Origin of the sequence: Rosistilla oblonga (genome assembly GCF_007751715.1) — a bacterium.
Lineage (GTDB): Bacteria > Planctomycetota > Planctomycetia > Pirellulales > Pirellulaceae > Rosistilla > Rosistilla oblonga.
Genome location: NZ_CP036292.1, coordinates 5,437,208 through 5,463,887, shown reverse-complemented (window position 1 = coordinate 5,463,887; position 26,680 = coordinate 5,437,208). Strand labels below are relative to the sequence as shown.

19 protein-coding genes are annotated in these 26,680 nt (G+C 58.0%); 11 read left to right on the top strand and 8 right to left on the bottom strand.

The annotated features are described in order from the left end of the window. The first annotated feature begins 6 nt into the window (after nucleotides 1-6). From ubiE to mqnE, 4 genes are all read left to right on the top strand, one after another. Nucleotides 7-741 carry a bifunctional demethylmenaquinone methyltransferase/2-methoxy-6-polyprenyl-1,4-benzoquinol methylase UbiE gene (ubiE, locus tag CA51_RS19330; RefSeq protein ID WP_145122838.1) on the top strand — a complete coding sequence of 245 codons (735 nt, stop codon included), beginning with the start codon at nucleotides 7-9 and terminating at the stop codon, nucleotides 739-741. Further along, nucleotides 738-1,379 carry a UbiX family flavin prenyltransferase gene (locus tag CA51_RS19325; protein ID WP_145122837.1) on the top strand — a complete coding sequence of 214 codons (642 nt, stop codon included), beginning with the start codon at nucleotides 738-740 and terminating at the stop codon, nucleotides 1,377-1,379. The genes ubiE and CA51_RS19325 overlap by 4 nt, the downstream gene beginning before the upstream one ends. Further along, nucleotides 1,376-2,308 carry a UbiA-like polyprenyltransferase gene (locus CA51_RS19320; protein ID WP_231745787.1) on the top strand — a complete coding sequence of 311 codons (933 nt, stop codon included), beginning with the start codon at nucleotides 1,376-1,378 and terminating at the stop codon, nucleotides 2,306-2,308. The genes CA51_RS19325 and CA51_RS19320 overlap by 4 nt, the downstream gene beginning before the upstream one ends. Before the next feature lie 211 nt (nucleotides 2,309-2,519). Next, nucleotides 2,520-3,665, top strand: coding sequence for an aminofutalosine synthase MqnE (gene mqnE, locus CA51_RS19315; protein ID WP_145122836.1), 1,146 nt, complete (start codon nucleotides 2,520-2,522; stop codon nucleotides 3,663-3,665). 69 nt (nucleotides 3,666-3,734) lie between these two features. Here mqnE and CA51_RS19310 read toward each other — a convergent pair whose 3' ends face one another. The 4 genes from CA51_RS19310 to CA51_RS25945 all read right to left on the bottom strand — a co-directional run bounded on the left by CA51_RS19310 (nucleotide 3,735) and on the right by CA51_RS25945 (nucleotide 10,970). After that, the gene (locus CA51_RS19310) at nucleotides 3,735-4,697 is read right to left on the bottom strand and encodes an Rpn family recombination-promoting nuclease/putative transposase (protein WP_145122835.1); all 963 of its coding nucleotides are present in this window, start codon (nucleotides 4,695-4,697) and stop codon (nucleotides 3,735-3,737) included. A gap of 236 nt (nucleotides 4,698-4,933) precedes the next feature. Continuing rightward, the gene (locus CA51_RS19305; RefSeq protein ID WP_145122834.1) at nucleotides 4,934-6,247 is read right to left on the bottom strand and encodes a 3-deoxy-D-manno-octulosonic acid transferase; all 1,314 of its coding nucleotides are present in this window, start codon (nucleotides 6,245-6,247) and stop codon (nucleotides 4,934-4,936) included. Between the two features lie 112 nt (nucleotides 6,248-6,359). Further along, nucleotides 6,360-10,058 (bottom strand): preprotein translocase subunit SecA, encoded by a 3,699-nt coding sequence (secA, locus tag CA51_RS19300; RefSeq protein ID WP_145122833.1) that lies wholly within the window; start codon nucleotides 10,056-10,058, stop codon nucleotides 6,360-6,362. Between the two features lie 681 nt (nucleotides 10,059-10,739). Next, on the bottom strand, nucleotides 10,740-10,970 hold the full coding sequence (locus CA51_RS25945; RefSeq protein ID WP_197451322.1) for a hypothetical protein: 231 nt from the start codon (nucleotides 10,968-10,970) through the stop codon (nucleotides 10,740-10,742). 323 nt (nucleotides 10,971-11,293) lie between these two features. Between CA51_RS25945 and CA51_RS19290 the strand changes: the two genes are divergently transcribed. Further along, nucleotides 11,294-11,647, top strand: a complete 354-nt coding sequence (locus tag CA51_RS19290; RefSeq protein WP_145122832.1) for a VOC family protein — start codon at nucleotides 11,294-11,296, stop codon at nucleotides 11,645-11,647. 110 nt (nucleotides 11,648-11,757) lie between these two features. Here the strand turns inward: CA51_RS19290 and CA51_RS19285 are convergent, their stop codons facing one another. Beyond that, the gene (locus CA51_RS19285) at nucleotides 11,758-13,227 is read right to left on the bottom strand and encodes a DUF1501 domain-containing protein (RefSeq protein WP_145122831.1); all 1,470 of its coding nucleotides are present in this window, start codon (nucleotides 13,225-13,227) and stop codon (nucleotides 11,758-11,760) included. A gap of 530 nt (nucleotides 13,228-13,757) precedes the next feature. On the opposite strand from CA51_RS19285, the gene CA51_RS26415 reads away from it, so the two are divergent. From CA51_RS26415 to CA51_RS19260, 5 genes are all read left to right on the top strand, one after another. After that, nucleotides 13,758-17,843, top strand: a complete 4,086-nt coding sequence (locus CA51_RS26415) for a VWA domain-containing protein (RefSeq protein ID WP_197451321.1) — start codon at nucleotides 13,758-13,760, stop codon at nucleotides 17,841-17,843. 178 nt (nucleotides 17,844-18,021) lie between these two features. Further along, nucleotides 18,022-19,530 carry a TonB-dependent receptor gene (locus CA51_RS19275; protein WP_231745786.1) on the top strand — a complete coding sequence of 503 codons (1,509 nt, stop codon included), beginning with the start codon at nucleotides 18,022-18,024 and terminating at the stop codon, nucleotides 19,528-19,530. Between the two features lie 226 nt (nucleotides 19,531-19,756). Next, nucleotides 19,757-20,497 carry a dienelactone hydrolase family protein gene (locus tag CA51_RS19270; protein WP_145122829.1) on the top strand — a complete coding sequence of 247 codons (741 nt, stop codon included), beginning with the start codon at nucleotides 19,757-19,759 and terminating at the stop codon, nucleotides 20,495-20,497. 128 nt (nucleotides 20,498-20,625) lie between these two features. Then, on the top strand, nucleotides 20,626-21,972 hold the full coding sequence (locus CA51_RS19265; protein WP_231745785.1) for a sensor histidine kinase: 1,347 nt from the start codon (nucleotides 20,626-20,628) through the stop codon (nucleotides 21,970-21,972). 118 nt (nucleotides 21,973-22,090) lie between these two features. Next, nucleotides 22,091-23,452, top strand: a complete 1,362-nt coding sequence (locus CA51_RS19260) for a sigma 54-interacting transcriptional regulator (RefSeq protein WP_417736239.1) — start codon at nucleotides 22,091-22,093, stop codon at nucleotides 23,450-23,452. 31 nt (nucleotides 23,453-23,483) lie between these two features. On the opposite strand, the gene CA51_RS19255 is transcribed toward CA51_RS19260, so the two are convergent. Both CA51_RS19255 and CA51_RS19250 read right to left on the bottom strand, forming a co-directional pair. Beyond that, nucleotides 23,484-23,960 (bottom strand): SET domain-containing protein, encoded by a 477-nt coding sequence (locus tag CA51_RS19255; RefSeq protein ID WP_197451320.1) that lies wholly within the window; start codon nucleotides 23,958-23,960, stop codon nucleotides 23,484-23,486. Between the two features lie 108 nt (nucleotides 23,961-24,068). Continuing rightward, on the bottom strand, nucleotides 24,069-24,284 hold the full coding sequence (locus tag CA51_RS19250; protein WP_145122827.1) for a hypothetical protein: 216 nt from the start codon (nucleotides 24,282-24,284) through the stop codon (nucleotides 24,069-24,071). 616 nt (nucleotides 24,285-24,900) lie between these two features. Between CA51_RS19250 and CA51_RS25940 the strand changes: the two genes are divergently transcribed. Further along, complete coding sequence (locus CA51_RS25940; RefSeq protein ID WP_197451319.1) at nucleotides 24,901-25,068, top strand: hypothetical protein; 168 nt, start codon at nucleotides 24,901-24,903, stop codon at nucleotides 25,066-25,068. 151 nt (nucleotides 25,069-25,219) lie between these two features. On the opposite strand, the gene CA51_RS19245 is transcribed toward CA51_RS25940, so the two are convergent. Next, complete coding sequence (locus tag CA51_RS19245) at nucleotides 25,220-26,578, bottom strand: Gfo/Idh/MocA family protein (protein WP_145122826.1); 1,359 nt, start codon at nucleotides 26,576-26,578, stop codon at nucleotides 25,220-25,222. Between the last annotated feature and the right edge of the window lie 102 nt (nucleotides 26,579-26,680).

Here is a 26,680-nt window from a genome sequence, read left to right as displayed (position 1 = left end):
ACTCTGATGGCGACTGTGGACGCAACCAACACGAAGGAATTGGACAAATCGAACGCGCGGGTGCGGGAGATGTTTCGCCAGATTGCGCCTCGCTACGATCTGATGAACCATCTGCTGTCGTTGAATATCGACAAGCGTTGGCGCAACCAGACCGTCAGCCGGCTGCGGATCGAAGGGAACGCCCCGATTTTGGATGTCTGCACCGGAACAGGAGACCTGGCGCTGGCGATCAGCCGCCGCGCCGGAGCGGAGACGCCCGTCGTCGGTTCCGATTTTTGCCACGCGATGCTCGCCATCGGCGATCAGAAACGCAAGCAGCAGCCCGAGGCAAACGTTAATTTCCTGGAAGCCGACGCGCAACATCTCCCCTTCGACGACAACCAATTCCAAGTTGTCACGGTCGCCTTTGGATTGCGGAATGTCGCCGATACCGATCGCGGTCTGCAGGAGATGGTTCGCGTTTGCCGCCCGGGTGGACAAGTTGTTGTGCTGGAATTCTCTCAGCCGACCGCGCCGGGACTGAAACAGGCGTATCAGTTTTATTTCAAACATGCCCTGCCGCGGATCGGCCAAATGCTGGCTCGCAACGACAAGAGTGCCTACCAGTACCTGCCCGAATCGGTCGGCAGCTTTCCCTGTGGCCAAGCGTTGGCAAACCGGATGCAGCAGAACGGGCTGCACGATGTGAAGTTCACTCCGCTGACGTTTGGCGTTGCCACGATCTACGAGGGGATCAAATGACGCGTCCCTTGGTGGTTGCGATCACCGGTGGCAGCGGAGCGGTCTACGCGGTTCGGTTGTTGCAAGTTTTGCTGGCCGGCGGGCGCGAGGTCTTTCTGATGCTCAGCCGCAGCGGCGCCGACGTGATCCGGCAGGAATTGAAGCTGGAGCTAAACCTTTCCGTTGCCGGCTTTGATGCCGAACCGTTGGTGACGTATCGATCGCCGTGGAGCGAATCGGTTCCCGAGTTGCCCGACGACTGGCGCGAGCGATTGACGTACGAAGCGATCGACGATTATTTCTCGCCGATCGCCAGCGGATCGTTCCTGACCGACGGGATGGTCGTCTGTCCTTGCAGCGGCAGCACGTTGAGCAGCATCGCGCGGGCGGCGAGCAGCAATCTGGTCCATCGGGCGGCCGAGGTGCATTTGAAGGAACGCCGATCGCTGGTTTTGGTGACGCGAGAGACTCCGCTGTCGGTGATCGCACTGGAGAACATGACGCTGGCCGCAAAAGCGGGTGCGACGCTGTTGCCCGCCATGCCTGGCTGGTACCACGGGGTGCGTGGCCTGGACGATCTGGTCGACTTTGTCGTCGCCCGGATCCTGGACCAATTGGGAATCGAAAACCACTTGATGCAACGTTGGGGTGAAGCATGAGCGACACCATGGCGCAGCCGAGCAAGCTGCGGATGATGCTGGAGATGATTCGCTTTAGCCACACGATCTTCGCGTTGCCGTTCGCCGCCTTGGCGACGGTGATGGCGATCAAATTGCCGTTGCCCGATGGGGCCGCGGTGCGCGTTCGACCACTTGATCTGGTCGCGATCTTGATCTGCATGGTCGCCGCGCGCAGCGTCGCGATGGCGTTCAACCGCTTGGCCGATCAAGCGATCGATGCGGGGAACCCGCGAACCGCAGGACGGCATCTGCCGGCGGGCTTGCTGGGCCGGCATGAGGTGACGATTTTTGCGATCCTGTGTGCCGTCGGATTCCTGGTCGGGTGTGCGTTATTCCTGCCCAACTGGCTGCCGCTGGCTGCGTCGATCCCGGTGCTGATGTTCCTGTGCGGCTACAGCTTGGCAAAAAGATTTACTGCCGCGGCACACCTGTGGCTGGGCGTTGCTCTTAGCCTGGCACCGATTTGCGTTTGGGCGGCACTTCGCGGTTCGGCGGTCCTTGCCGATCCGAGCGACCTGTTACCGCCAGTGATCCTAGCCGCGGCGGTGGCGCTGTGGGTGACGGGGTTCGACATTATTTATGCCTGCCAAGACGAAGCCTTTGATCGCAGCGAGGGGCTGCAGAGCGTGCCCGCTCGGTTTGGTGCCAAGGGAGCGTTTCGGATCGCCGCCGCTTGCCATGCCGGAATGGTTTTGGTGCTGTTGGTGCTGCCAAGCGTCGTGCCCGCCCTAGGCCTTGGCTGGATCTATTACGCCGCGGTCGGAAGCATCGCCGCGCTGCTGATTTACGAACACTGTTTGGTCCGTCCCGACGACCTGGACCGAATCAACCAAGCCTTCTTCCAAGTCAACTCGATCGTCAGCGTAGGCCTATTGGTCGCCGCGGGGATCGATTGTTGGATGGGATGAGGGAAGGAAGAGGGCCGAAGGATCGGCCTTACCGTGGGACATGAACTGGCGGGCGAACCGCGTTTGCTTCAGGTTCACGCAATTGCGAAGTCGAAGTACAATCCTCGCTGGCCTGTGATTGCCGTCGATGGAATCGGTGCTCAACACGAACGAGCCGCCATCGGACGGTCGCAAGTCAATAACATTCAAAGTTAACCCCAACACAAATCAGATGATTGCAACGGAAATCAACGCCCGGCTTCGAACGATCCGCGACAAGGTTGAATCGCAAGAGCGATTGACGATGGATGATGGATTGTTCTTGTATCAACCCGACGTGCCGCTGCACGAAGTCGGCGAATTGGCCGATCTGGTGCGCCAGCGGATGAACGGGAACGTTGCGTATTACAACATCAACACGCATCTAAATCCGACCAATGTCTGCGTCTACCGCTGTCGCTTTTGTGCCTTTCGCGCCGATCTCCGCGACCCCAAAGGCTACGCGATGGACGACGAACAGGTCATCGCTCGCGGGCAGGAAGCGACCGACAACGGCTGCACCGAGATGCACATCGTCGGCGGACTGCACCATCAGCGTCCCTACGAATGGTATCGCGGCGTGCTGTCGACGCTGTCGGAGAATTTCCCCAAGCTGCATCTGAAGGCTTGGACGCCCGTCGAAATCAATTGGTTTGAGTTTCAGACGAAGAACTCGACCGAGTGGGTCATGAACGACATGCGGGAAGCGGGACTGGGTAGCTTGCCCGGCGGGGGAGCTGAGATTTTCCATCCCGAGGTTCGAGACCAGATTTGCGAACACAAAGCGAACACGCACGCTTGGTTCCACACTCATCGGACCGCTCATCAACTGGGGATCCGATCGAACTGCACGATGTTGTATGGACACATCGAAAAAGCGTATCACCGCGTCGACCATCTGTTGCGACTGCGGGAACTGCAGGATGAAACCGGCGGATTTCAGGTCTTCATCCCGCTGGCGTTCCATCCTGAAAACACCAAGCTGAGCCATCTGAAGAAGCCTTCGGCATTGGACGATCTGCGGAACGTTGCGGTCAGCCGATTGCTGTTGGACAACATCCAGCACATCAAGGCGTACTGGATCATGTTGGGAATCGGGACCGCTCAAACCGCCCTCTCCTACGGTGCCGATGACATCGACGGCACCGTGCGGCACGAGTTGATCTATCACGATGCCGGAGCAACGACTCCCGAATTCCTGAGCGTCGACAGGATCCGAGAACTGATCATCGAAGCGGGCCGAGTGCCGGTGGAACGCAACACGATCTATCAAGAAGTGATCCGCGACCCCAACGATTTTTCGAACTGGTCAATCGGCGAAACGCTACCGGTATCGTAGGCGACGACTGTTGCTTGGTGGCGGAAGAGGCGGCCGCGAATCTTCGTTGATTCGCGCCGCTGAGAGGATTTAGCGGGAGCGATTTTCTTCGATCGCACTGGTCAATTCGTCGACGATCCGCTTGAGTTCAGCGGTTGATAGTTTGGTCAATTCATCGCGCTGCGATGTCTCGCGGCCGAGAACGGCTTGGAATGCTTGGATCTTCCCGATCAGCTCGCCCTGCTCTCGGCCACGCTCGATTCCTTGCTCCATTCCTTCTTTGAGCCATTGTTCGGCAATCGTTGGCATTAGTGAGGTTCCTTGGTGCTGAAGGGTTTTGGCGACCAGCGTACTTAGGTCTTCCCGGGTGATTCGATCAGTTCCGTTGACCAGGTAACGCAGGACGACTTCCAGGCTCTCCAAAGCCGTCGCTGGCGGGAGCAACTGGCGGTACAGGCTGAGGACGCCGGGAAGCTGTTCGGCAAGCTCGTCCCGCTTGATATATTTTAGCAGCGTCATCGTCGCGAGGAAGATCGATTTCCCTCGCAATTCTTCGTCGCTGCACTGACTCAGGTCGATCAACGGCAGTGAAAACTGGGGAATGTACGGTTTTAAGGGGGCGGGAACATCGATCAATTCCTGAATCGATCGGGCAACGTGCCACGGTTGCGGTCCGTGGTACACGATGATCGGGATTACGCAGCAGAGCGGTTGTCCGTTGCGATGCCGTTCCTGGCTGATCTCGACCATGTAACGCAACACCTGAAAGGGCGTCATTTCATCGGGAGCGGATTTGTGTTCAAACAGCAACACAACCATCGCCTCCCCCGCATCGTGAGCCAGCCGCACGTTGAAGACGAGATCGGACAAGTTCTCGCGGAGCGTCTTGTTTACAAACGATTGCTTGGCTGGTTGGATCGACGTTAAGTCGAGCTCGTCGACCACCGCTGCAGGCAACTGCCACGTGATGAGTTCACGCACATGATCGATCTCCGCCAAGAAGTGTCGGATGAACCGATCGTGCGGATTCGGTAGCGATTCGTCTCCGCCCATGAGAACCTTTGTAACACGAGCTGAATGCGATGTCTAACACATTCATGCAGTGTAACCGAGAGCGGAGCGGATCGAGAGTCTTGACGACTTCCGCTACGCATATCCGCAAAAGTCTTGACGACTTTCGTCGCGACTGGGCTTCGTAGCGGAACTCGTCAAGAGTTTCGTGGGAGGTGTTGACGGTGGATCGAAAGTCTTGACGACTTCCGCTACTACGTCAGTTTTTGAAAGTCGCGTTAGGCGGCTTGGCGGGATGAGCTTGGCGAGGCTGCAGGCAGGAGCTGTTCGACGGCGGCGATCGTGCGATCGATCGCTCCCTGTCCACCGACGACCAGAACTTGCGCTCGTCGACCCTGCTGGCGACGCGCAGCGGGGTCTTCGACACAGTTGACGACGAACTGCTCCAACGCACCGCGATCGCGGACGACGGTCGCAGCATCGGCAGCAAGCAATTGAGCGACGATGTCGCGAAAGTTCCTGGTGTTGGGGCCAAACGAAACCGCCGCTCCAAAACCGGCAGGTTCGAGCATGTTCTGGCCGCCGCGCGAGCCCATGCTGCCGCCGACAAAGGCTATGTCGGAAAGGCCCCACCAACATCCCAGTTCGCCAACGGTGTCGACTAATAATACGGTATCGCCAGGCCACGATTCGGCTGGCGTCTGCAATTCGCTGCGACGGCGTAGCTTGAGCCCCGCACCTACCACTTGGTCGGCAACGGCCTTAAAGCGTTCGGGGTGCCGCGGGACGAGGATCAGTCGCAGTTGAGGGAACCGATCTGCCAAGCGACGATAGATGTCGAGTGCGATCCGTTCCTCCGGCGCCTGGGTGCTACCAGCGATCCAAACGATCTGTTCCTTGCTGGCGGCCGATAACTTTCGCAGCGCGACGACTTCGGGAGCATGTCGATCGGTCCGCGCGCCGTCGAACTTGATCGATCCCGTCACGCGGACGCGGCTGGGATCAACTCCTAATTGCAAGAAGCGGCGGGCGTAGGTTTCGTCTTGAGCGAGGACCAGCGAGAGGCGGCGAAACGTTGGCCGCAGCAGCGAGGCAAAGCGGCGGTAACCGCGGAAGCTCCGTTCGCTGAGCCGGGCGTTTATCACAACAACTTCCGCTCCCTTTTGCCTCGTGATCGCAATCAGGTTCGGCCAGAGTTCTAATTCGCTGAGGACGAGGACATCGGGGCGAATTCGCCGGAAGGCACGCCGCACGGCCCAACTGAAGTCCAGCGGGCAATAGAAGACCGTGTGTTCGGGGAATCGCGTGCGAGCTAACTGCATGCCCGTCGCGGTTGTCGTGCTGATCACGATCTGCATGTCGGGACGCGATTGCTGCAGACGTTGGACGACGTTGGAGAGCAGATTGACTTCGCCCACACTGACCGCGTGCAGCCAAGCACATGGCTGATTGCCCTCGCGATGCGGGACGTTGCCCAGCAATTTTGCTGACCAGCCCGCTCGGTACTTGCCAGTTCGCAACGATCGCCAAACCAGGAACGGCGAGATGGCAACGGCGGCCAACAGGTAGGCGATGTTTAAAAGATAAGTCATCTCAGCATCCTTGCGAGGTTCCGCCATGCGTCAGAGGGATTGTGAACGCTTCCTGCGTTCCCCAAGACGCTACGATTCAACCACGGAATGCTGCGGCAACGCAATACCCAACCTAGGCGTAAGTGCCATGTCGCTTGCAGCAAGCCTTATATTTCTTGCCGCTGCCACAGGGGCACTTATCGTTCGGGCGGATTTTTTCGCCACGGTTGCGAACCGGTTCGATCTTCGCGTCGCCATCTTGGCTGGCGCTGGCCGCTTCGTTTGCCTGGTCGGCTCCCGCGTCGATCCCGCTGGGCGTATCGTCGTGGCGTTCCTGGGCTCCCATGAACGTACTGCGAACAAAATCTTCGTTCAGGCTCTCCATGCGGAAGATCAGGTCGGTTGTTCGTTCGCCAATCGAGGTCCACATGGTTTCGAACAATCGCATGCCTTCGCGTTTGTATTCGACCTTGGGGTCCATTTGGGCGTAGCTTTTCAACGACACGCTGCTGCGCAGATGATCCATCGCCAGCAGATGGTCCTTCCAGGCGGTGTCGACAATGTTCAGCAACACCTGGCGTTCCATCCGTCGCATTTCGGGATGATAGCGTTCGTCGACTGCGCCATCGACGGTCCGCAGCATCGTTGCGCGGTCCATCCGTGCGATCTCGTCCTTGGGCAGGCGCACTCGCAGTTCTTCGTGCATCCACTGCGTCAACGCATCGAGCGATTCGTCGCTGCCAGCGGCGATCGTGGCTGTTGTTCCCGCGTCGGCTCCGGCAAACAGATCCTCGACTCGTTTGCGAGCATCCGAATGTAGCGATCCCGCTTGGTCGTTCGATCGGCTGCTGATATCGACCAGCAATTGCTTCAGTTCATCACGCTGCAGGCTTCGCAGGTCCTCGACGGCCACTTCGACGCCAAAGCGGTCTTGAGCCCAGAGCGCAAGTCCTTCGCGATCGATTCGGTTTTGGCCTCCGGAGTTATCGCAGAACCGCGACAGCCCAGCCAGGATTGGGTATTCAGCCTCTTTGACCGAATAGGCTTGTTGAGCGCGTTGAACCAATAACGCTTTGATGTCTTTGGATTCCAGGTCTCGCATCTCGTCGACGGTGACCTCGATGCCAAACTTATCGCGGACCCAGTTGGCAATCGTTTGCAGGCCAAAGTCGGCGGCCAGGAACATTTCGCCCGGCGACAGGTCGACCTTCGCGATCGCTTTGCAACCAGCATCGGTCAGCTGTTCTTCCAGCTCGCGGCGTTCAAGTTGCTTGAGATCCTTGTCGCGATAGTTGGTTCCGTATTTGGTGTTGCACCAATTGACCAACGCGTTCCAGTTCCAGTCGGCTTCGTCCTCTTCGTAAGGCAGGTTCTCTTCGACCGCTTCGAGCACCATCGCTTCGGCGGCTCGTTCGGCCTGATCCTTGGCGTACTGCTCGGCTGCCTGGTAGTCCATGTTGCGGAAGTCTTTTGGTTCCAGCTGACATCCCAATTGGCTACCGCTCCAGGCCGCAAACGATTCCGCACCGTAGTGCTCCGACGCCAGGATGTCGACGTAATGATCGACCTGTCCCTTGATCTGCGAGAGGATCAATTCACTGCAGCTGACGCCATCGAGGATTTGTTGGCGGTAGGTGTAGACCCGCTTCCGCTGCTCATCCATGACTTCGTCGTATTCGAGCAGGCTTTTACGAATTTCAAAGTTGCGTTCTTCGACCTTCTTCTGCGCCGAAGCGATCCGGCGGGAAACCATCGCGCTTTCGATCGCTTCGCCTTCGGTCATGCCAAGCTTGACCATCACGCTCTTGACCCAATCGCCAGCGAAGATCCGCATCAGGTCGTCTTCAAGCGACAGGAAGAAGCGGCTGGAGCCAAAGTCGCCTTGACGACCGCAACGACCACGCAACTGGAGATCGATCCGGCGGGATTCGTGTCGTTCGGTACCGATCACCATCAGTCCGCCACGCGTCCGCACCTCTTCGGCCGCTTCCTTCATCTTCTCGCGTTCTTGAATCTCACCGACCAACGCATCCCATTCTTCTTTGGGGACTTCCAGGCGTGTCGGGTATTTGTCTTGCAGTTGAGCCCATGCCATCGTCTCGGGGTTACCACCGAGGATGATGTCGGTACCACGACCCGCCATGTTGGTCGCGATCGTGACGGCTCCCAATCGACCCGCTTGAGCGACGATCTCAGCTTCGCGCTTGTGCTGTTTAGCGTTCAAGACTTCGTGCTTGATGCCACGGCGTTCGAGCAGGCTGCCCAGTCGCTCGCTCTTTTCGATCGACACGGTGCCAACCAGGACGGGGCGGCCGGAGCGTTCGATCGATTCGATCTTCTCGCGCGGCACGCTCTGTTTGTTCTTCTCGCCCTTGACGATGATGCTGATTTCGGAGTCGTTCTCAGACTGGATCGTGCCCCAAACTTCCGAGCCATCCTTCATTTCAAGGATGTCCCACTTGGCGGCGCGTTCGATCTCTTGGGCAACCGCTTCGTACTTCTCGCGTTCGGACATGTAGATCACGTCGGGATTTTCGATTCGCTTGAGCACACGGTTTGTTGGAATCTCGACCACGTCCAAGTGGTAGATCTTCCAGAACTCGTTGGCTTCGGTCATCGCCGTACCGGTCATACCCGAGAGTTTGTTGTACAGCTTGAAGAAGTTTTGCAGCGTGATGGTCGCCATCGTCTGCGTTTCTTCTTTGATTCGCACACCCTCTTTGGCTTCGACCGATTGGTGCAATCCGTCGGACCACTGACGGCCTTCCATCAGACGACCGGTGAATTCATCGACGATCACGATCTGACCATCTTTGACGACGTAGTTGACGTCGCGTTTATAGAGGTGCAGCGCCTTGAGCGAATTGTCGATCAAGTGCGGCCATTCCATGTTGCCAGCGGTGTAGAAGCTTTCCACGCCAGCCAGTTTCTCCGCTTCGCGAACGCCTTCGTCGCTGAGCGTGACGGAGTGATCCTTCTCGTTGACCGTGAAGTGCAATTCCTTCTGCAATTGCTTGGCGATCCGATTCGCTTCGGCGTATTTCTGCGGATCGGTGTGCGCTGGGCCGGAGATGATCAACGGCGTTCGCGCCTCGTCGATCAAGATATTGTCGACCTCATCGATGATCGCATAGTTCAGTGGGCCCTGGCTCTGCTGCATCTCTTTCGGGAAGCGATCGTCGCCGCGCGCCGCCGGACGCATGTTGTCGCGGAGGTAATCGAAGCCAAATTCGTTGTTCGTGCCGTAAGTGATGTCACACGCGTAAGCTGCCTGGCGAGCGCTGGTGCTCATCCCGCCTTGGATCGTACCGATCGTCAGCCCCAAGCCCATGTACAGCGGAGCCATCCACTCCATATCGCGGCGAGCCAGATAATCGTTGACTGTGATCACGTGGACCCCTTTGCCCTCCAAGGCGTTGAGGTAACACGGGAGCGTGGCGACGAGAGTCTTTCCTTCACCGGTGACCATTTCGGCGATCGCACCGGAGTGCAGCACCATACCACCGATCATCTGTACGTCGTAGTGACGCATGTTCAACCAGCGCTTGCCCCCTTCGCGGCAGACCGCAAACGCTTCTTCCAGAATGTCGTCGAGAGTTTCGCCAGCGCGCAAGCGGTTGCGGAACAGTTGAGTCTGTTCGCGCAGCTCCTCGTCGCTCATCGACTGGTATTTCGGTTCCAACGCATTTATCTGTTCGACGCGAGCAGTCAGCTTTTTCAGCTGACGGGCGTTCTGCGATCCGAATACCGCCGTCGCACCACGCTCGACCATGCCCAATAGGCCGCCGAAGATAACGCCGAGTAATTCCCAGATGCGTTCCAATATTGCCATCGTATTCCTAATCCAGTCGTGTCAATCATCCCTGCGCTTGCCGTCGTGCGGCAGGCGGTTGCAGGCGATTCCTCTCGCTACTTCTTAATGGACATCCCAATCCAACGGAATCGCGGAACCTATTTCACCGCAAGGAAGCGACTACAACTATCTCTAGTATTAATTTTTTTGTTTGATTCGTACGCGTCCGCTCAAACGTGTACATTTGGCGGTGGAGTTGCTACCGATCGAGCGTGACTCTGGCTGCAAACCACCGCTGCAACGAATTACGACACCACGGGTGCCCGACGTCTTTTAGGGAGACGTGGACCGTAAATATCGACATATCCTAAAGTTACGGATTTGCAGAATTGGGGTCAACCGCGATCGCTGGCCCCGGCAATGACGCATTCTGCCAGCTTTCTAATAGTAATGGTTCGCCGCAAGTCGCAAAATCGGGGCATTGGTTGGAATCGTTTGAATGCTTAGGACCAACCTAAAGTCCATATTTATCTAAAACTACGCATGCCACCTAGTTGACCTTGTGTTTGCAAGCGGTAAACTCTGCGTGAACCCACCTTCCTTTAAAAAACTCCATGGAGAGACTTACGATGCGTTCAATTCTTGCTGTATGTGTTGTTGCGACTTTGATCTCGTTCACCGCTACTGAAGCTGAAGCTGGCCTGTTCGGCCGCCTGAAGGCTAAGAAGTGCTGCGCTCCAGCACCAGTTTGCTGCGAAACAGCTCCAGTTTGCTGCGAACCAGCACCAGTTTGCTGCGAACCAGCTCCAGTATGCTGCGCTCCAGCACCAGTTTGCTGCGAACCAGCTCCAGTTTGCTGCGAGCCAGCACCAGTTTGCTGCGAGCCAGCACCAGTTTGCTGCGAACCAGCTCCTTGCTGCGATCCTTGCAAGAAGCCAGGTCTGTTCGCACGCATCCGTGCTAAGATCGCTGCTAAGAAGGCTTGCAAGCCAGTTTGCTGCCCAGCACCAGTTTGCTGCAACTAGTTTTGCTGCAAGCGTCTTCGCAGACGCAGTTTGCTGCCGAGTCGATCGACGCGGCGCAGATTATCAAACAACGTAAACGGGTTGTCATTTTTGACGGCCCGTTTTTTTGTTGGCATCGAGTGAAAAACGTTTGCCAGCAATCAAAAGAGGGGGGGCTGCTGCCCAGAAGGTTCGCTCGGCAGCTTCGCAATCCCGCCGCTCGGTTTAGAATTCAGCCGATTCATGAATCCCTGTTTTCGAAGGACTGCGATGAACCGGCACGAAAAAATCAACTACGTAGAGTTCCCCTCCCGCGATCTCGCGGCGACAAAAGCGTTTTTCACCGCCGCCTTTGGGTGGACGTTTGTCGATTACGGCCCCCAATATACGGCCTTCTCCGATCAAGGTCTCGATGGCGGCTTCTATCAAGCCGAGTTGGCAGCGAATGCGGAGCTTGGTTCGGCTTTGATCGTGTTTTACAGCGATTCGTTGGAGGCGACGCAGGCGAAGGTGGAGCAGGCGGGAGGGACCGTGGTCAAGCCGATTTTCAGCTTCCCCGGAGGCCGCCGCTTCCAGTTCACCGAACCGAGCGGGAATGAGTTGGCGGTCTGGTCGGACAAATAGCCGCCCGGCAGTGGTGTTGATGGCGGTGGCAACGCGGCGCGGCCCACGTGCCGTTGCTTAACTTAATGAGGACGCGGCCCGAACCGCGTCACCACCAGACGCCAAGAGGTCTACGAATACAGCTTGGTTACCGCTTGAGCTTTGACCAGTTCGCGGGGCTGATTCAGGTGGTTGTAGACCATCGTTTCGGGGTGGATGGCGAAGCTGTGATAGATGCTCGCCAGTAGTTCGCCCGGATGGACGGGATCTTCCAGTGGAGCGGACGCCGTCTTGTCGCTTTTGCCGTGAACGTAGCCGCGGCGAATCCCCGCTCCAGCGAGGACGCAGGTGTAGCAATAAGGCCAGTGATCGCGTCCGTCGGCGCTGTTGTTGTTGCCGCTGGTGCTAACGCCTCGCTGCGGGCTGCGGCCGAATTCGCCAACGCCCACGACAAGCGTTTCGTCGAGCAGGCCGCGATCGTCGAGATCTTCGATCAGCGAGGAAAAACCGGCGTCAAACATCGGTGCCGACTGGTCTTTCATGCGTTTCGAAAGTCCGCTGTGTTGATCCCAGGAGTGGTTGTCGCTGTTGGCGACTTTGGGCCAGATGACCTCCACGACGCGGGTCCCCGCTTCGACCAATCGCCGCGCCAGCAGGCAGCTCTGCCCAAACGTGTTTTGGCCGTAGCGTTCTCGAAGGGCAACGGGTTCGGAGGCCAGATCGAACGCCTCGCGAGCCCGCCCCGACACGATCAACGAGAGGGCACGATCGTAATATTCGTCCAATTCGTAAGACTCGACAGCTTTGTTGATCGTTGGCATCTGTTGATTGATCAGATCGCGCAATCGAGCTCGCCGCTGCAAGCGAACGCTAAAGACCTCCGGCCGCAACATCAGGTCGTCGATTTTGATCCGGCTCATCTTCTCCATATCCATGTCGTCCCCCGATGGATACAGCGTGTAGGGATCGTACGATTTGCCGAGGAAGCCGGCCGATCCGCCTTTGCCGACGACGTTTGATTCCTGCAGTGGGCGAGGCAACATGACAAACGGCAGCATCGGTTCGTCGACGGGCCGCAGGCGGATTAGATTCGACCCAAAGTTGGGGAAGTCCTTCGGGCTCGGCGGTTCCAGCTGCCCCGACGGGCTGACCTTATCGGTCGTGTAGCCGGTCATCATTTGATAGATCGCGGCGGTATGGTTGAACAAACCGTTAGGCGTGTAGCTCATCGAACGAATCATCGTAAAACGATCGTTCAATTGAGCTAATCTCGGCAGGTTCTCGGTGAATTGGATCCCGGGAATCTTGGTGCTGATCGGCTTAAAAACGCTGCGAACGTTGTCGGGAACGTTCTCTTTCGGGTCCCACAGGTCCAGTTGGCTGGGCCCTCCTTGCAGGTAGACCAGAATCACCGACTTCGCTTTGCCCCACCCCGGTCCGCCACCGAGCGGCGTTTCCGAAGCTTGCGCCTGCAGGTTCAACATCGACCCGAGGGAGAGGCCCAGCATTCCCGATCCGCCGATCCGAAGGACGTCGCGTCGCGATCGCTTCAAGCTGGGATCGCAGAGGTCTTTGCCAGCGGCACCTTTAATCGACAGCATCAGTCATCCTTTGTTGAGGGCGGAGGATTTCGATCGACCTAGCCGACGGTGGGGATGTCCCCAAGTCGGCGGGGGGAGGCGTGGAGTCGCACATTATATCAGATACAAAACGGAGGAATCGATCGCTTTATCAACTATCTGGCGTGAGTGTGGTTTCCCCTGTCGCGGGCCCAAACTGCGGCGTCAGCGGATGACCGCGGGCGGAAATCCGTTTGGCATTCCATTTGCTTTAACTACTCTATGGAGAGTCGGCAGCGAAAATGCGGCCACTTTTCCGCTGCACCGCTACAACTGTTGCAACTTGCAACAACCGTTGTTGCAGCGAAATGCAGCGCTACAGATTGCGACAAGTTGGCTTTTTTCTTGGAAGTGTGGCAATGGTCAGAATAGAATCGAACGGGGCGCGGATATCCGCTGCCTCCCCTCAAGCTTATCTAAACCGATTGGTCGCATTAGCACCGATCGGCGATGCCACGAAAAAACACTTCGACACCACCTCTCTTCTGCAAGGTCATCGGGAGACCCCGCGCATGGAAATCCTCTGCCCAATCCAACGAATCCTTCGCCACCCCAAGCTGGCGCGACTGGGGATGTTGATGCTGGCGATCACGTTGACCAGCGGGCTCGCTTCGGCTGAATCGCCAGAGCCCAACAGTCGTCTAGCGACCTACCAGACTCCAGCCGGAGACGGTTATTTCGCGATCAGCGTCACTCCTCAACTGAATCAGCAACAGCTCGACTCGGTCACTAAGGGGCCGCGCAGCGTGGTCGTGGTGGTCGACACCTCGGCTAGCCAATCCGGCTATTATCGCAACCAAACGCTCGACGCGGTCCGTTCGGTCCTGGCTGGATTGGATCCGGAAGTCGCCGTCAGCATCGTCGCCGTCGACGTGAAAGCGACTCCGTTGAGCGATCGATTCGCCAAGCCGGGTTCGGAAACAACGACCAAGGCGATCAAGAACCTTTCCAATCGCTTGCCTCTGGGCAACACCGATTTGGCGGCTGCCTTGCGAACCGCTGATGCGATGCTGGCACCGCAGAGCGGCCATCGTTCGATGGTCTACGTCGGCGACGGCAGTTCGATTGGCGACGTTCTCGACGCCGAGGCGTTTGGAAAGATCGCCGACTCGCTGCGAAGCAATCAGATCGCGGTACATTCGCTGGCGATTGGTCCGACCACAAACGTTCAACTGCTCGCTTCGATCGCCAACCAAACCGGTGGCGTCACGTTGATCCAATCCGACGATTCCAAAGCGACGCCGCAACAGATGGGGACGATGTTGGCAGACGCTGCCAGCCATTCGCCGCTGTGGATTCAATCGGCTACGCTCCCCGAAGGTTTTATCAGCGCTCATGGCGATCGCTTGCCGCCGCTGCGAACCGATCGCGATTCGGTTTTGATCGGTCGCTTCGAAGGCGATACCGCCGGACCGTTGGTGGTCCGCACTGTCGCTGGCGACCAGCAGGTCGATCTGACTTGGGATCTGGAAGCCGAACCGAGCAACCCCGACTTTGCCTTCCTGCCTTCGCTTGTTACGCAGAGCAACGATACCAATGGGCTGTACCTGGCGACTGCCGGTTCGGGCTACCTGCGTGAGACAGCTCGCGTGATGACTGAAAACGCCGACCAGTTGGCGAAAGCGGGAGCATTGGCGCTGAAGCGTGGCGAACTCAAGGGAGCCGCGGCGGTAGCCGAGATGGCACTCAGCATCGATCCCAACAACCCACAAGCGTTGACGGTTTCGAACCTGGCCTCGGACCAGACTAAATTGACAGCACAGATTGTTGATGCCGAAGGGAGCGGTTTGCTGGATCCTCAAGCTCCAGGAATCAGGCCCGACCCGTTGGAAGCGCCCAGCGTTTTGATGGACGTTGTCGAGGCCGAGCGAGCTCAAGCGGTTGGCCGCACGCGAGCCGAGGTGCGAGCCCAATTGAAGGCGGCTCGCCAACGACTCTCCCAAGATCCAACCGGCGTCGCTGCGTCGCTGAAGATCCTACTCGATTCGGTGCAAGCCGAACCCGATCTGGACGTTCGCGTTCGCGACGAACTGGCCGCTCAGATCGTCAGCGCGATCCAAGTCGCCGGGCGATCGGAAGTTCGATATTCGGAAACGCAAGAGCGTCAGCAAGAGATCAAAGCCCAAGCGGCAACGACCGAGCGATTGTTGCAGGAGACGTTCCGGCACGAAGCTCGTGTGAAGACGTTGGTCGATCAGTTTTCATCGTTGATGCGAGAGAACCGCACCTCCGAAGCTGTCTTCGAGGTCGCACCTCAAGTGGAAGAACTGGAGCCCGACACGGTGATCTCCAACGCGATGAAGACTCAGGGCCACATGGTTCACAATTATCGTCGCTGGAAAAAAGCCCAGTCGATGCGTCAGCGTAACTTTGTCGATTCGTTGTTGCTGAACGAAGAAGCGTTTGTTCCGTTTGTCGATGATCCACCCTTGCAATACACCGATGCGGAAACTTGGCAGCGTATGAGCCGTCGTCGTTTGGATCGCTACGGCGCGATCGAATTGACAGGCAACAATGCTGCGGAGCGACGAATCTACAAGGCGCTTAATGACGATACCGAGCTGAAGTTCATCGACGAGCCGTTGGAAAACGTTGTCGACATCCTGAAGCAAAAACACAGTATCCCGATCGTTATCGATCTGCGGGCGTTGGATGATCTGGGACTGACTCCCGATATTCCTGTGACCAAGAACCTGGAGAGCGTCTCGTTGCGTTCGGGCCTGCGGCTGTTGCTGCAAGACCTCGACCTGACCTACATGATCAAAGACGAAGTGCTGCAGATCACGACTCCTGATGCAGCCGAAACCAATCTCGTGACCAAGGTGTATCCCGTGGGCGACCTCGTCGTTCCCGTGATCCAACTCGGTGGCGGCGGTATGGGCGGCGGCATGGGCGGCGGCGGCGGCTTCGGTGGCGGCATGGGCGGTGGCGGCATGGGCGGCGGTATGGGCGGCGGCATGGGCGGCGGTATGGGCGGCGGCATGGGCGGCGGCATGGGCGGCATGGGCGGCGGCGGCATGTTTGCTGTTCCCGACGAAGTGCGTCTGTCCGAAAAGGCCACGTCGACTCAAACTGCTGCGACTCCTGCGACTGCCGAAACCGAATCGGAAAACACTCCGTTGGTTGTCGAATTGAACCAGTTGATCAAGGTGGAACCGAGCGAAGGGCAGACCGAAGCGGAAGCGTGGGACCAGTATTTTGCTGATCTTTCGTTCGCCGACGATCGTCAGCGAGCGATCCATGATTCGCGTCTGCGAATGACGATCCGCCAAGGCTTGCGTCGCGCCGAGAAGGCTGACGAAGCGGGTGACGCTGAAAAGACGAAGCTGGAATTCCAGCGGATCTGCGATATCGTTGGTGCCGCACTGCGTCAGGGACATGCCCAGTCGTGGATGTATCACGGACTGGCCCTTGCGTTGCAGGGAACCGGTGCCGATCAAAGCGAAGTCGAGCGGGCGGTATTGTCGGCAGCCGATTTTGCGGAAACGACCGACGACCTGCTGAACGTCGCGCGGCACATGAATCAGATGGACATGCAAGCTCGTGCGATCGAGCTGTGCAAGAAAGCCGCTCAGTTGGATCCTTATAAGAGTGAAGCGTATTTGATGGGCCTCGGGATCGCTCGGCAGACCGACGACCTGGCGGGGATCTCTTGGGCTTGTGCTGGCGTGCTTCGTCAGGCTTGGCCCGAATCGCTGCAGCATATCGAAGACAAAGCGCGGCTGACGGCTCGTTCGACTTACCAACGCCTGTTGGAAGAGGGACGTGTGATGGAAGCCAAACAATTCGAGAACAGCGTCTCCGACTCGGTCGTCCGCGATTGTGTGGTCCGCGTTTCGTGGACCGGCCAAGCCGACATCGATCTGTTGGTGGAAGAGCCTTCGGGAACCGTATGCTCTTTGCAATCGCCTCGTTCGGCCGGTGGTGGTGTCCTGTTGGGCGACAGCTTCAGTGGCGATGAACCTTCGGTCGCTGGCTACTCCGAATCGTACGTCTGTCCCGAGGGCTTCAGCGGCGAATACCGGATCTTGTTGCGTCGCGTTTGGGGCAACGTTTCGACCGGGCACGTGACCGTCGACGTGATCACCGACGTCGGACGTCCCGAACAACATTACTTCCGTCGTCAGATCCCGTTGACCGAACAGAACGCGTTGATCACGTTCCAGGTTCAAGACGGACGCCGCAAGCAACCTGTTGCCGAAGCGAAACTTGTCGATCTTCGCGAACAACAAGCCAAGATCAACCGCAACATCCTGGCTCAACAGTCGGCTGGTGCACCGGTCGATCTGCGTTCGGCTGCCGATTATTATCGCGACCTCGCCCTCAGCGGTGGTAATCGCGGTCGTAACCCCTTCCTGCGCAACGGGGCTGTCGGTTTCCGACCCGACATCACGCTGTTGCCCGAAGGTGCGTCGCTGCAGGTGTTGGGAATCATCTCTGCCGACCGACGTTACGTTCGGATCACTCCCGGCCCGTTCTTCTCGCAGATCGGCGACGTGACCACGTTTAACTTCGTGACCGGCGATGAAGGAACTGGAACCGGCGGTGGTGGCGACGCGTTTGGCGGCGGCGGCGTTGGCGGCGGCGGCCAGTTGTAATCCGACTGAAATCTGAAAGCACGTTTGGCGCAGCGTTATTCCGACTGCGTCAAACGTAGCAGCTTACGGCTCGATCGATCGCCCGATTCGAGCGGATTTGTCGGGCGGGGCCTGTCTGCGTGTTCTATAAGCTTTGCGGTGAGTTGATACTTTCGCAAAATTATAAGGAACGGCAGGCATGGGACTGGAACGACCAAACACAGAACGAAAAGCGCTCGACGTCAATCTCGATGCCCGCCGCTACGGGTCGTTCGCGGAGATCGGTGCCGGCCAAGAAGTTGTCCGCTGGTTCTTCCGCGTCGGAGCTGCGGCTGGCACGATTGCCAAGAGTATGTCGGCCTACGACATGTCGGTTAGCGACGCGATCTACGGGCAGTGCGAACGCTACGTCTGCCGCAAGCGTTTGGAAGATATGCTCGATCACGAGCACTCGCTGAACCTGGAACGGTTGCGCGAGAGTCGCGGCGACACGACAGCTTTCTTTGCCTTTGCTGACACCGTATCGGCTCGCAATTTTCACGGCACCAACGATTGCCACGGCTGGATGGGGATCCGATTCCAAGCCCATCCCCGCGACCAAGACAGCCAGATTATCATCCACGTCCGGATGCTCGACACCGAAAACGCTCTGCAACAAGAAGCGCTCGGGATCGTCGGCGTGAATCTGCTGTATGGTGCGTTTTTCTTAAATCACGAACCGGATCAATTGATCGAATCGCTGCTGGATAATCTCAGTACCCGGCGGATCGAAATCGATATGATCGAGTTCTCGGGGATCGCGTTCCGGCACGTCGACAACCGCGTGATGAGTTTGCGGTTGGTGCAACTGGGGCTCAGCAGTGCCGCGATGTTCTCCGCGGACGGCGAAGTCTTGCAGCCATCGGAAGTGCTTTACAAGAAGCCGATTCTGGTCGAACGCGGCAGCTTCCGACCGCTGACCAACGTCAACGTCGACATGCTGCAAGCCGCACAACAGAAGTTCCATCTTCAAGAGGATATCGATCCCGACGAAGTTGTCACGCTGGCAGAGATCACGATGCGGAACCTGCAAGCCAACGGCAACATCGATCTCCGCGACTTCCTGGCCCGCGTCGACGTCTTGGCAGCCTGTGGGATGACTGTCCTGATATCCGATTACTTCGAATACTACCGGCTGGCCGCCTATCTGGCTCGGTACACCAAAAAGAAGATCGGGATCACGATGGGAGCCGCCAGTCTGATCGAGCTGTTCGACGACAAGTATTACACCAAGCTCGAAGGTGGAATCCTCGAATCGTTTGGTCGGCTGTTTAAGAACGATCTCAAGCTGTACATCTATCCGCTGTTGGATCGTACCTCGGGAGAGCTGACGACGATCGACAACTTGAAGGTCGCCAGCGAACTGCGGACGTTGTACCGATATCTCGTCGACAAAGGCTGCATCGAACAGCTCGATACCTTCGACCCCGCTCATCTGTCGACGTTCTCGCGAGAGGTGTTGCAGCAGATTCAGGACAACAATCCCGAATGGGTTCAGCACGTTCCACCCGCCGTGGCGGAACTGATCCAACAGCGTGGGTTCTTCGGTTGTCGACGCACTCCCAAAGCCAACCTGCCCAAACGGGCTGCGATCAACTCGGCTCCTCTCGCTCCACTGCCGATCGATCAAGGAATGTTGGTTCCATCGCATGCGGGTTCGATCAACTAGCGGCAGAACGATCGGCACGGCAAATCACTGTTTCAAGCTGAGGTATCAGCCGCCACGCGTTAGCGTCCGGTTGTCCAATGGAACCGGACGCTAACGCGTGGCGGCTAATTTGCCTAAGCTCAAACACTTAACAGGCCTGGATCGATCGGGGCTCCCCAGAGTAAAACCGTTGGCACTCTGGTATCTTTCAGGGGACCAATTCTATTGTCCTGGAAAGAGGGAGCTCATGCGAATCGAACCGACCAGCCATGTCGACGTGCAGACGCCCAGCGGCGCGATGCGAACCCACTTGTTTCGTCCCGCCGCCGAGGGGAAATTCCCCGCTGTGATCTTGTATTCCGAGATCTATCAGATGACCGCTCCGATCGCTCGGACGGCGGCGCTGATCGCCGGGCACGGCTTTGTCGTCGCGGTCCCCGACGTCTACCACGAATACACCGAGTTGGGCGAAGCGTTTGCATACGACAAAGAGGGAACCGATCGTGGCAACGCGCTAAAGACGACTAAGGAGCTGGCCAGCTACGACGCCGATACCCGGGCGGTGATCGATTTCTTGAAAAGCGATCCAGGCTGCAGCGGCCGCATCGGCGCGATTGGGATCTGTTTAGGAGGCCATCTTGCCTTCCGTGCGGCGATGAATCCCGAGGTCGAGACCGGCGTCTGTTTCTACGCGACCGATATCCACAAGGGGAGCTTAGGGAAGGGAATGGCTGACGATTCGTTGGCAAGGATCCCCGAGATCCATGGTGAATTGATGATGATCTGGGGACGGCAGGATCCTCATATCCCACTCGAAGGCCGGCGGATCATCTACGATGCTCTGACCGCTGCGGAGACGCGATTTACCTGGCACGAATTCAACGGCGAGCATGCGTTTATGCGCGATGAAGGGCATCGCTACGATCCCGCCCTCGCGATGACGCTCTACGCGATGGTTTGCCAGCACTTGGCAACACAGTTGAAATAGTTCGTGCATGTAACAAGAGGGTTTACCGTTGCAAGAGTTCCCGCGGCGCCGCGGGCTTGATTTTACTTTCATCCTCATTCGCTCTGGCGGTTCGTTCTGTCGTGTCTTTCCGTTCGCTAAGAATCCGATTGTTAGCACCGTTGGTCGTCTGCTCGCTGTTGGCTGCAGTCGGCGTCGCAGCGGCCTCCTACGGATTGGCTGAACGCTGGGCGACTCGCGACCTACAGGCTCGCTGGGTTGGAATTCAACGGACTCTTTCTCAGTCGAACTTCCCGTTGAACTCGGCGGTTCTGCGCTTGCTGGCCGAACTGACGCAGTCCGAATTGGTGACCTTTGCGTCCGATGGCGAGGTGCTGCAGCAGACGATCGACGCGCCGGCGGCGACGCTTGTTGATTTGCAGCAAGATCTGGCCGCATCCGATAGCGCCAGCGAAGCGGCTGTTGTGCAGACGCTCAAGCTGCCCGATCGGCGTTATTTGGCTTATCGGTTTGAGACGCGGAATCCTTCGCTGCGATCGGATCGCGTCGGTTCGGTGTTGATTCTGTTCGACGAGTCGCTGCTGCGAGATGCTCGCCGCCGCGCGGCGATCCTGCCATTGGCGACGGGACTGTCGACGATCGTTGCGTTGGCGTCGATCACGTTGGTGGTGACCGAGCGGATGGTGCGCCGGATCGCGGCGCTGCAGAGACGAGTCGAACTGGTTGCGGCGGGCGACTTTGAATCGAGCGTATCGGATAATAACGGCGACGAACTGGGCCGCTTGGGAGCCGCCGTCGAAACCATGGCTCGGCAGCTGAAGCAGTTGTGGGCCACAGTCCATCGCCAGGAGGGACAGAAGCTGCTGCATCAGATCGCCGGCGGGATGGCGCATCAATTGCGGAACAGTTTGACCGGAGCTCGGATGGCTATCGAATTGCACGCCGACGAATGTGGCCAATCGAACGACGAGGGAGTGCAGGTTGCGATCGGTCAGATCGAACAAGCCGAGGACTATGTGCGGCGATTGTTGATGGTTGCGTCGGGGCGGCAGGACAAGGATCAGCCCGTCGACGCGATGACTTGTCTGCAGGATGTTCGCACAAGCTTGTCGCCGATCGCTCGGCATCTGAACGTGAACGTCGGTTGGGACTTGGAATCGCAGATCGCGACCCATCGTGTCAAAGATGGCGCGACGTTATCGGCGGCGGTCTCCAACCTCGTGCTCAACGCGATGCAAACCGCCGACGATGTTCAGGTGCTGGCGACGATCCGCAATCAGCAGTGGCTGCACGTTTCGGTAAGCGACAACGGGCCAGGCGTTGCAGAGGAGATGATCGATCAGTTGTTCGAGCCGTTTGTGACGTCGAAGCCCGAAGGACTTGGGCTGGGGCTGCCGGTGGTTAGCCGCGCGGCGGAGCATTTGGATGGCCGCGTCGTCTGGATGCGGCGCGGGGATCGGACCGTGTTTGACTTCTATGCCCGAATTGTGTCATAAACGAACCATGCAAAAAGAAACCGAAACCGATGCCGCGACGAAACGGCAGCCCGACGCGAACAGTGCAGTCGTCCTGGTTGTCGATGACGAACCGTCGATCTGTTGGGCGTTCGAAAAAATGTTGACTCAGCAGGGGCATCGCGTCGTGACGGCGTCGTCGGCGGAAGAGGGCCTGCGATTGGCCGAAGAGCATTCGCCTGCGATGGTGCTGTTGGACGTCCGATTGCCCAACGAGGATGGGATCTCGGCGTTGCCGAAGTTCTTGGCGGCGACAGACAATGCGCCGGTGATCGTGATGACGGCGTTTGGCGATTTGGATACCGCCGTCAGCGCGATTCGCCGCGGAGCGAGCGATTATCTGATCAAACCGTTTCGCTTGGCCGATGCGCAGCGGACTTGCCGACAGGCGTTGCGAGCGGCGGCCGACCGCCGCAATCAACCCGCGACTCCGCAACCGATGCCCAGCGGGCAACAGGTGCTGGTCGGTCAGTCGCCTGCGATGCAACAGGCGTTCCGGCAGATCGCCTTGGTAGCCGCCAGCGATTTGTCGGTGCTGATCACGGGGGAAACGGGAACCGGCAAGGAGCTTGTCGCCGCCGCAATTCACCGCAACAGCCAACGTGCCGACCAACCCTACATACCGATCGCGCCGGTGGCTCTGAATCCCGACCTGATCGAAAGCGAATTGTTTGGTCACGCCAAGGGAGCGTTTACCGGGGCGACGGAGGATCGGGCGGGACTGTTTGAACAAGCGCAGGGCGGGACCATCCTGTTGGACGAAATCGGCGACCTGCCACTGGCCGCTCAGGTCAAACTGTTGCGAGTGCTGGAGCAGGGGGAATACAGCCGCGTCGGCGACTTGCGCGTGCGGCATGCCAACGTGCGGATCATCGCGGCGACCAATTGCGATCTTCACCAGGGCGTTCGGCAGGGGACGTTCCGCGAGGATTTGTATTATCGCTTGACCGGCGTGCAGATCCATCTTCCGCCGCTCCGCCAGCGGCCAGAGGATATCTTGTTGTTGTGCCAGCACTTTTTGAAAGCGATGGACTATCCTGCGATCGACGCAGCGATCGATGCCGAATTGCTGGCCGAACTGCAGTCGCGACCGTGGGCGGGTAACGTTCGCGAGTTGAAGAATGCGGTTCAGCACGCGGCGGTTATCGCTCGCGGCCGATCGTTGGAAGCTACCGATTTTCCGCCGGCAAAACCTGCCAGCGGGGAACCGCCTCAATCGCTTGCCGGTTCGATGGCGGAGAGCGTTGCCGCTTGGGCGACCGATGCGATCGCCGACGCCAGCGAACCGCTGCACGATCTGCATGCAAGGTTCTTGGCGGCCAGCGAACCTGCGCTATTGAGGATCGCCATCGAGCATACCGGTGGCAACCGCGCCAAGGCGGCGGAGATGTTGGGGATCCATCGCGGCACGCTCCGCGATCGGTTGCGCGCTTATAACATGGACACATCCAACGGCGATTGAACGTTGGTGAGCGGGGCTCCGGCCGATCGGATCAGCGAGCCTGCTGTTTCTTCGCTGGCAATTGGTCGATCTCATCGAGAGTCACGATCCAGCCGCGACAGGTCTCGGCGCCACAGTGGCAGGGGATCGCACAATCGGCAGCCCAGTTGTAATCGATCGTCAGCTGTTCGCCCGCTTCGATATCGCGAAGCGCCAACAGATAGACTTCGGGGATCGCATCGGAGTCTTCCTCGAGCTCGTCCCAAGTGAACTGGCTGTTTGGTTCGCAGCAGTGGTTCAGGAACCGGAAGGGAGCATCGGGTTCGAGCGTGGCAGTTCCGCCAATGTCGATGCAGTACTCCGAACCGTACTCGGGATCGTCGTGGATCTTTCCCGTGATCCAGCCGATGACGTCGTGAGCTCGAAACTCGCGATCGGCAAAGACCCCTTTACCGATCGGGGTCGATTGAACGTTGACTGCCGGATCCGATTCGCAATCGGTGGTCGGCGAAGTTTCAGAATTCAACAAGGGAAGGTTCCTCCATCACACGCAGTGAGATGCCGTCGTGGCTAGAGGAAAAGATTAGTGCTTTGCTGGCAAATCAGCCAGCCCTGGCAGGCAGTAATCGCAGGCGAATTAAGCGATAGCGACGGTGTCGCCCTCACAGACAAACCAAGCGTGATGGACGGCTTCACGCACCGAATCGTCCGACAGGTGCAGATCGTCGACGATCGAATTGATCGTTTGCGGATTCCCCGCACGATAAACGAAGTCCCAGATTTGATTGCGCAATGCTTCCATCTCTTCGTTTTCCAATGGTTCGGTCACAGGATCGCCTTTCACTTCGAGCATGGATAGCTTGGTTGGTTTATCAGCAGGAACAATAACCTGAAGTCCGCTTTGTCCGAAGCGAATTCGTGTGAATTGCTGAGAAAATCAAGATGTTTTTTTCACTACCTCTTCGTCATCGGGCTAACGACCACAATGGGCTAAACGAAACCAGCGAAGTTCCAAATCAAAATCAATTAATTGGTTCGTTACGCCTTGCGGGCCACGTATCACGGGCCCAGTTGACCGTTGGTTGTTCGTTTGTGGCGAGGCGAAGTCGAGGCGAACAATCTGAGATTCCGGTGTGGTGCTGGCATTGATATCGCAGTCGCCGATTTGCGGATTTGCTTTTGTCTCAGTCGCGAGAGCGGTACTGATCCGTTCCGCGGTGAATAGGCGTCGACTTCACAAGGTGTGCTGAATCGCCGGTTACCGATCCGCTGACAAGAACAGATCGCAGGTGAGTGAGTAGCCCACGGGGGCCTCGTTCCAGAGGAAGGCTGTCGCCCAATTTGGGTGTCCGTCGCTGGCGATGCGGAGGACTAATCGAAGCTGGTCAGAGCTGCTCAAAGCTGGCAAAGCGGTGGGGCAAAGAGTTTAAGTTCCCGTTCTCGGCGCAGAACCGCGACGGGATTGGATCATGGTCGCCTCGCAAGGCATCGATCTGCCAGCCGATCCGATTGAAATGTCGCCGGATGAGTCGCGTTATTACGACGATTGGTTCATCCGCCATAAGCAGGGGATGGTTCCGCTGAAAGACCTTGTTGCGAAGTTCATGGGGACGTTTAAAGAGTTCCCGCCGCGTTAAGAGAGCGGCAGCTTTACGCCCAAGCAACAACCTTCCATCGAAGCTTGCACCGCGCCCGACGGCGGTCAGGCTTATGAAAATACAACAGCACAGCCGATCGATCGGCTGTGCTGTTTTTGTTTGTGGTGCGAAGCTTCTGCTATTCGATCGATTACATTTCGATTTCGTAACCTTCGCGATACGGACGCGCGAGCATCGCATTGGCTTCGCTGTCGCCAGTGATCTGCTCGTTCTCTCCGTCCCAGTTCAACGTCCGTCCCAGTCGAGCCGAGATCCCTGCCAAGTGGCAGACGTTCAGCATCTTCATGTGCGAATGGACGTCGGAAATCGGTTCGTCGCGAGTTTGCGTGCAGTTCAGGAAGTTGGCCCAGTGGGCTTTCCGTTCGTTCTCTTCCATCGGCAGACCTTTGTATGCCTTCTGGATCGCGTCTTCGGGCAACGGGTTGTCCTTGAGCTCTTCGACCGGGGCGCCGACCAGTTTGCGACGATTGACAAAGATCCGCCCCTTCTCGCCTTCGATCAGTACGCCGTTGTCGGTGTCATTGCGGATCACCATCTCGGTGCCGTCGGCGTATTTGGCGACAAAGTTAAAAGCGGTCGCGGTGTTGTAGCGATCGTTCTGCTGTGGCACGCCATCCTTATATTCGACGGGATGGCTGGCGGTGCCGCCGATCGATACGGGGGAAGTCGGTTGCCCGTTGACGCTTAACGCCCAGGTCGCGATGTCGACGTGATGAGCACCCCAGTCGGTCAGTTTGCCGCCGGAGTATTCGTACCACCAACGGAACTCATAGTGGCCGTTGGTCTTTCCGCGTTTGTCATCGGCCAAAAAGCGGTAGTCGGTTTTGGGAGCCGGTCCGAGCCAACGTTCCCAATCGAGTCCCGCAGGTGTTTCGGCAACGGGGATCGCTGGGCTGGTCGGTGCGCCACCGATCGCAGCTTGAACTCGCAAGATCTTTCCCAACCGCCCCTGTTGGACCATCGCGATCGCTTTGGTGAACAGCGGGAACGTGCTCCGCTGTTGCGTGCCGACTTGCACGATCCGCCCGGTCTCGCGTTGCACCTTGCGGATCTGTTTGCCCTCATCGATCGTCAGCGTCAGCGGCTTTTCACAGTAGATGTCTTTGCCGGCCAGCATCGCTTCGATCACTGGTTTGGTATGCCAATGATCGGGCGTAGCGACATGAACGATCTTGATGTCGTCGCGCTCTAAGATTTTGCGATAGTCGTCGTAGACATCCGCCTTGCCGTTGCTGAGCTTCTTGTTGGCTGCCTCTTGCCGCGACTTGTCCGCATCAGCAATCGCGACCACGTCGAGATAGTCAGCCGCCGCTCGCATGTTCCCCATCCCCATTCCGCCGGCGCCGATCAAGCCGATCGGAATCCGATCGTTTTTGGCTTTTGTTTCATCGGCCAACGTCTGGCTGCGCGAAAAGAAGTAGGGGACCGAAACGCTGGCGCCGGCCACGGCCGAGGTGCGCAAGAAGTCGCGACGATTTTGATTGCTCATCAGGATAAGTGCTTGCTGGATGGGGAATGAAATCTGCTCCAACGCGCAACGTCCCGCAGACGAGACCCTCGCGTTCCGAAACCGTTAGTGTAACGATCTCGC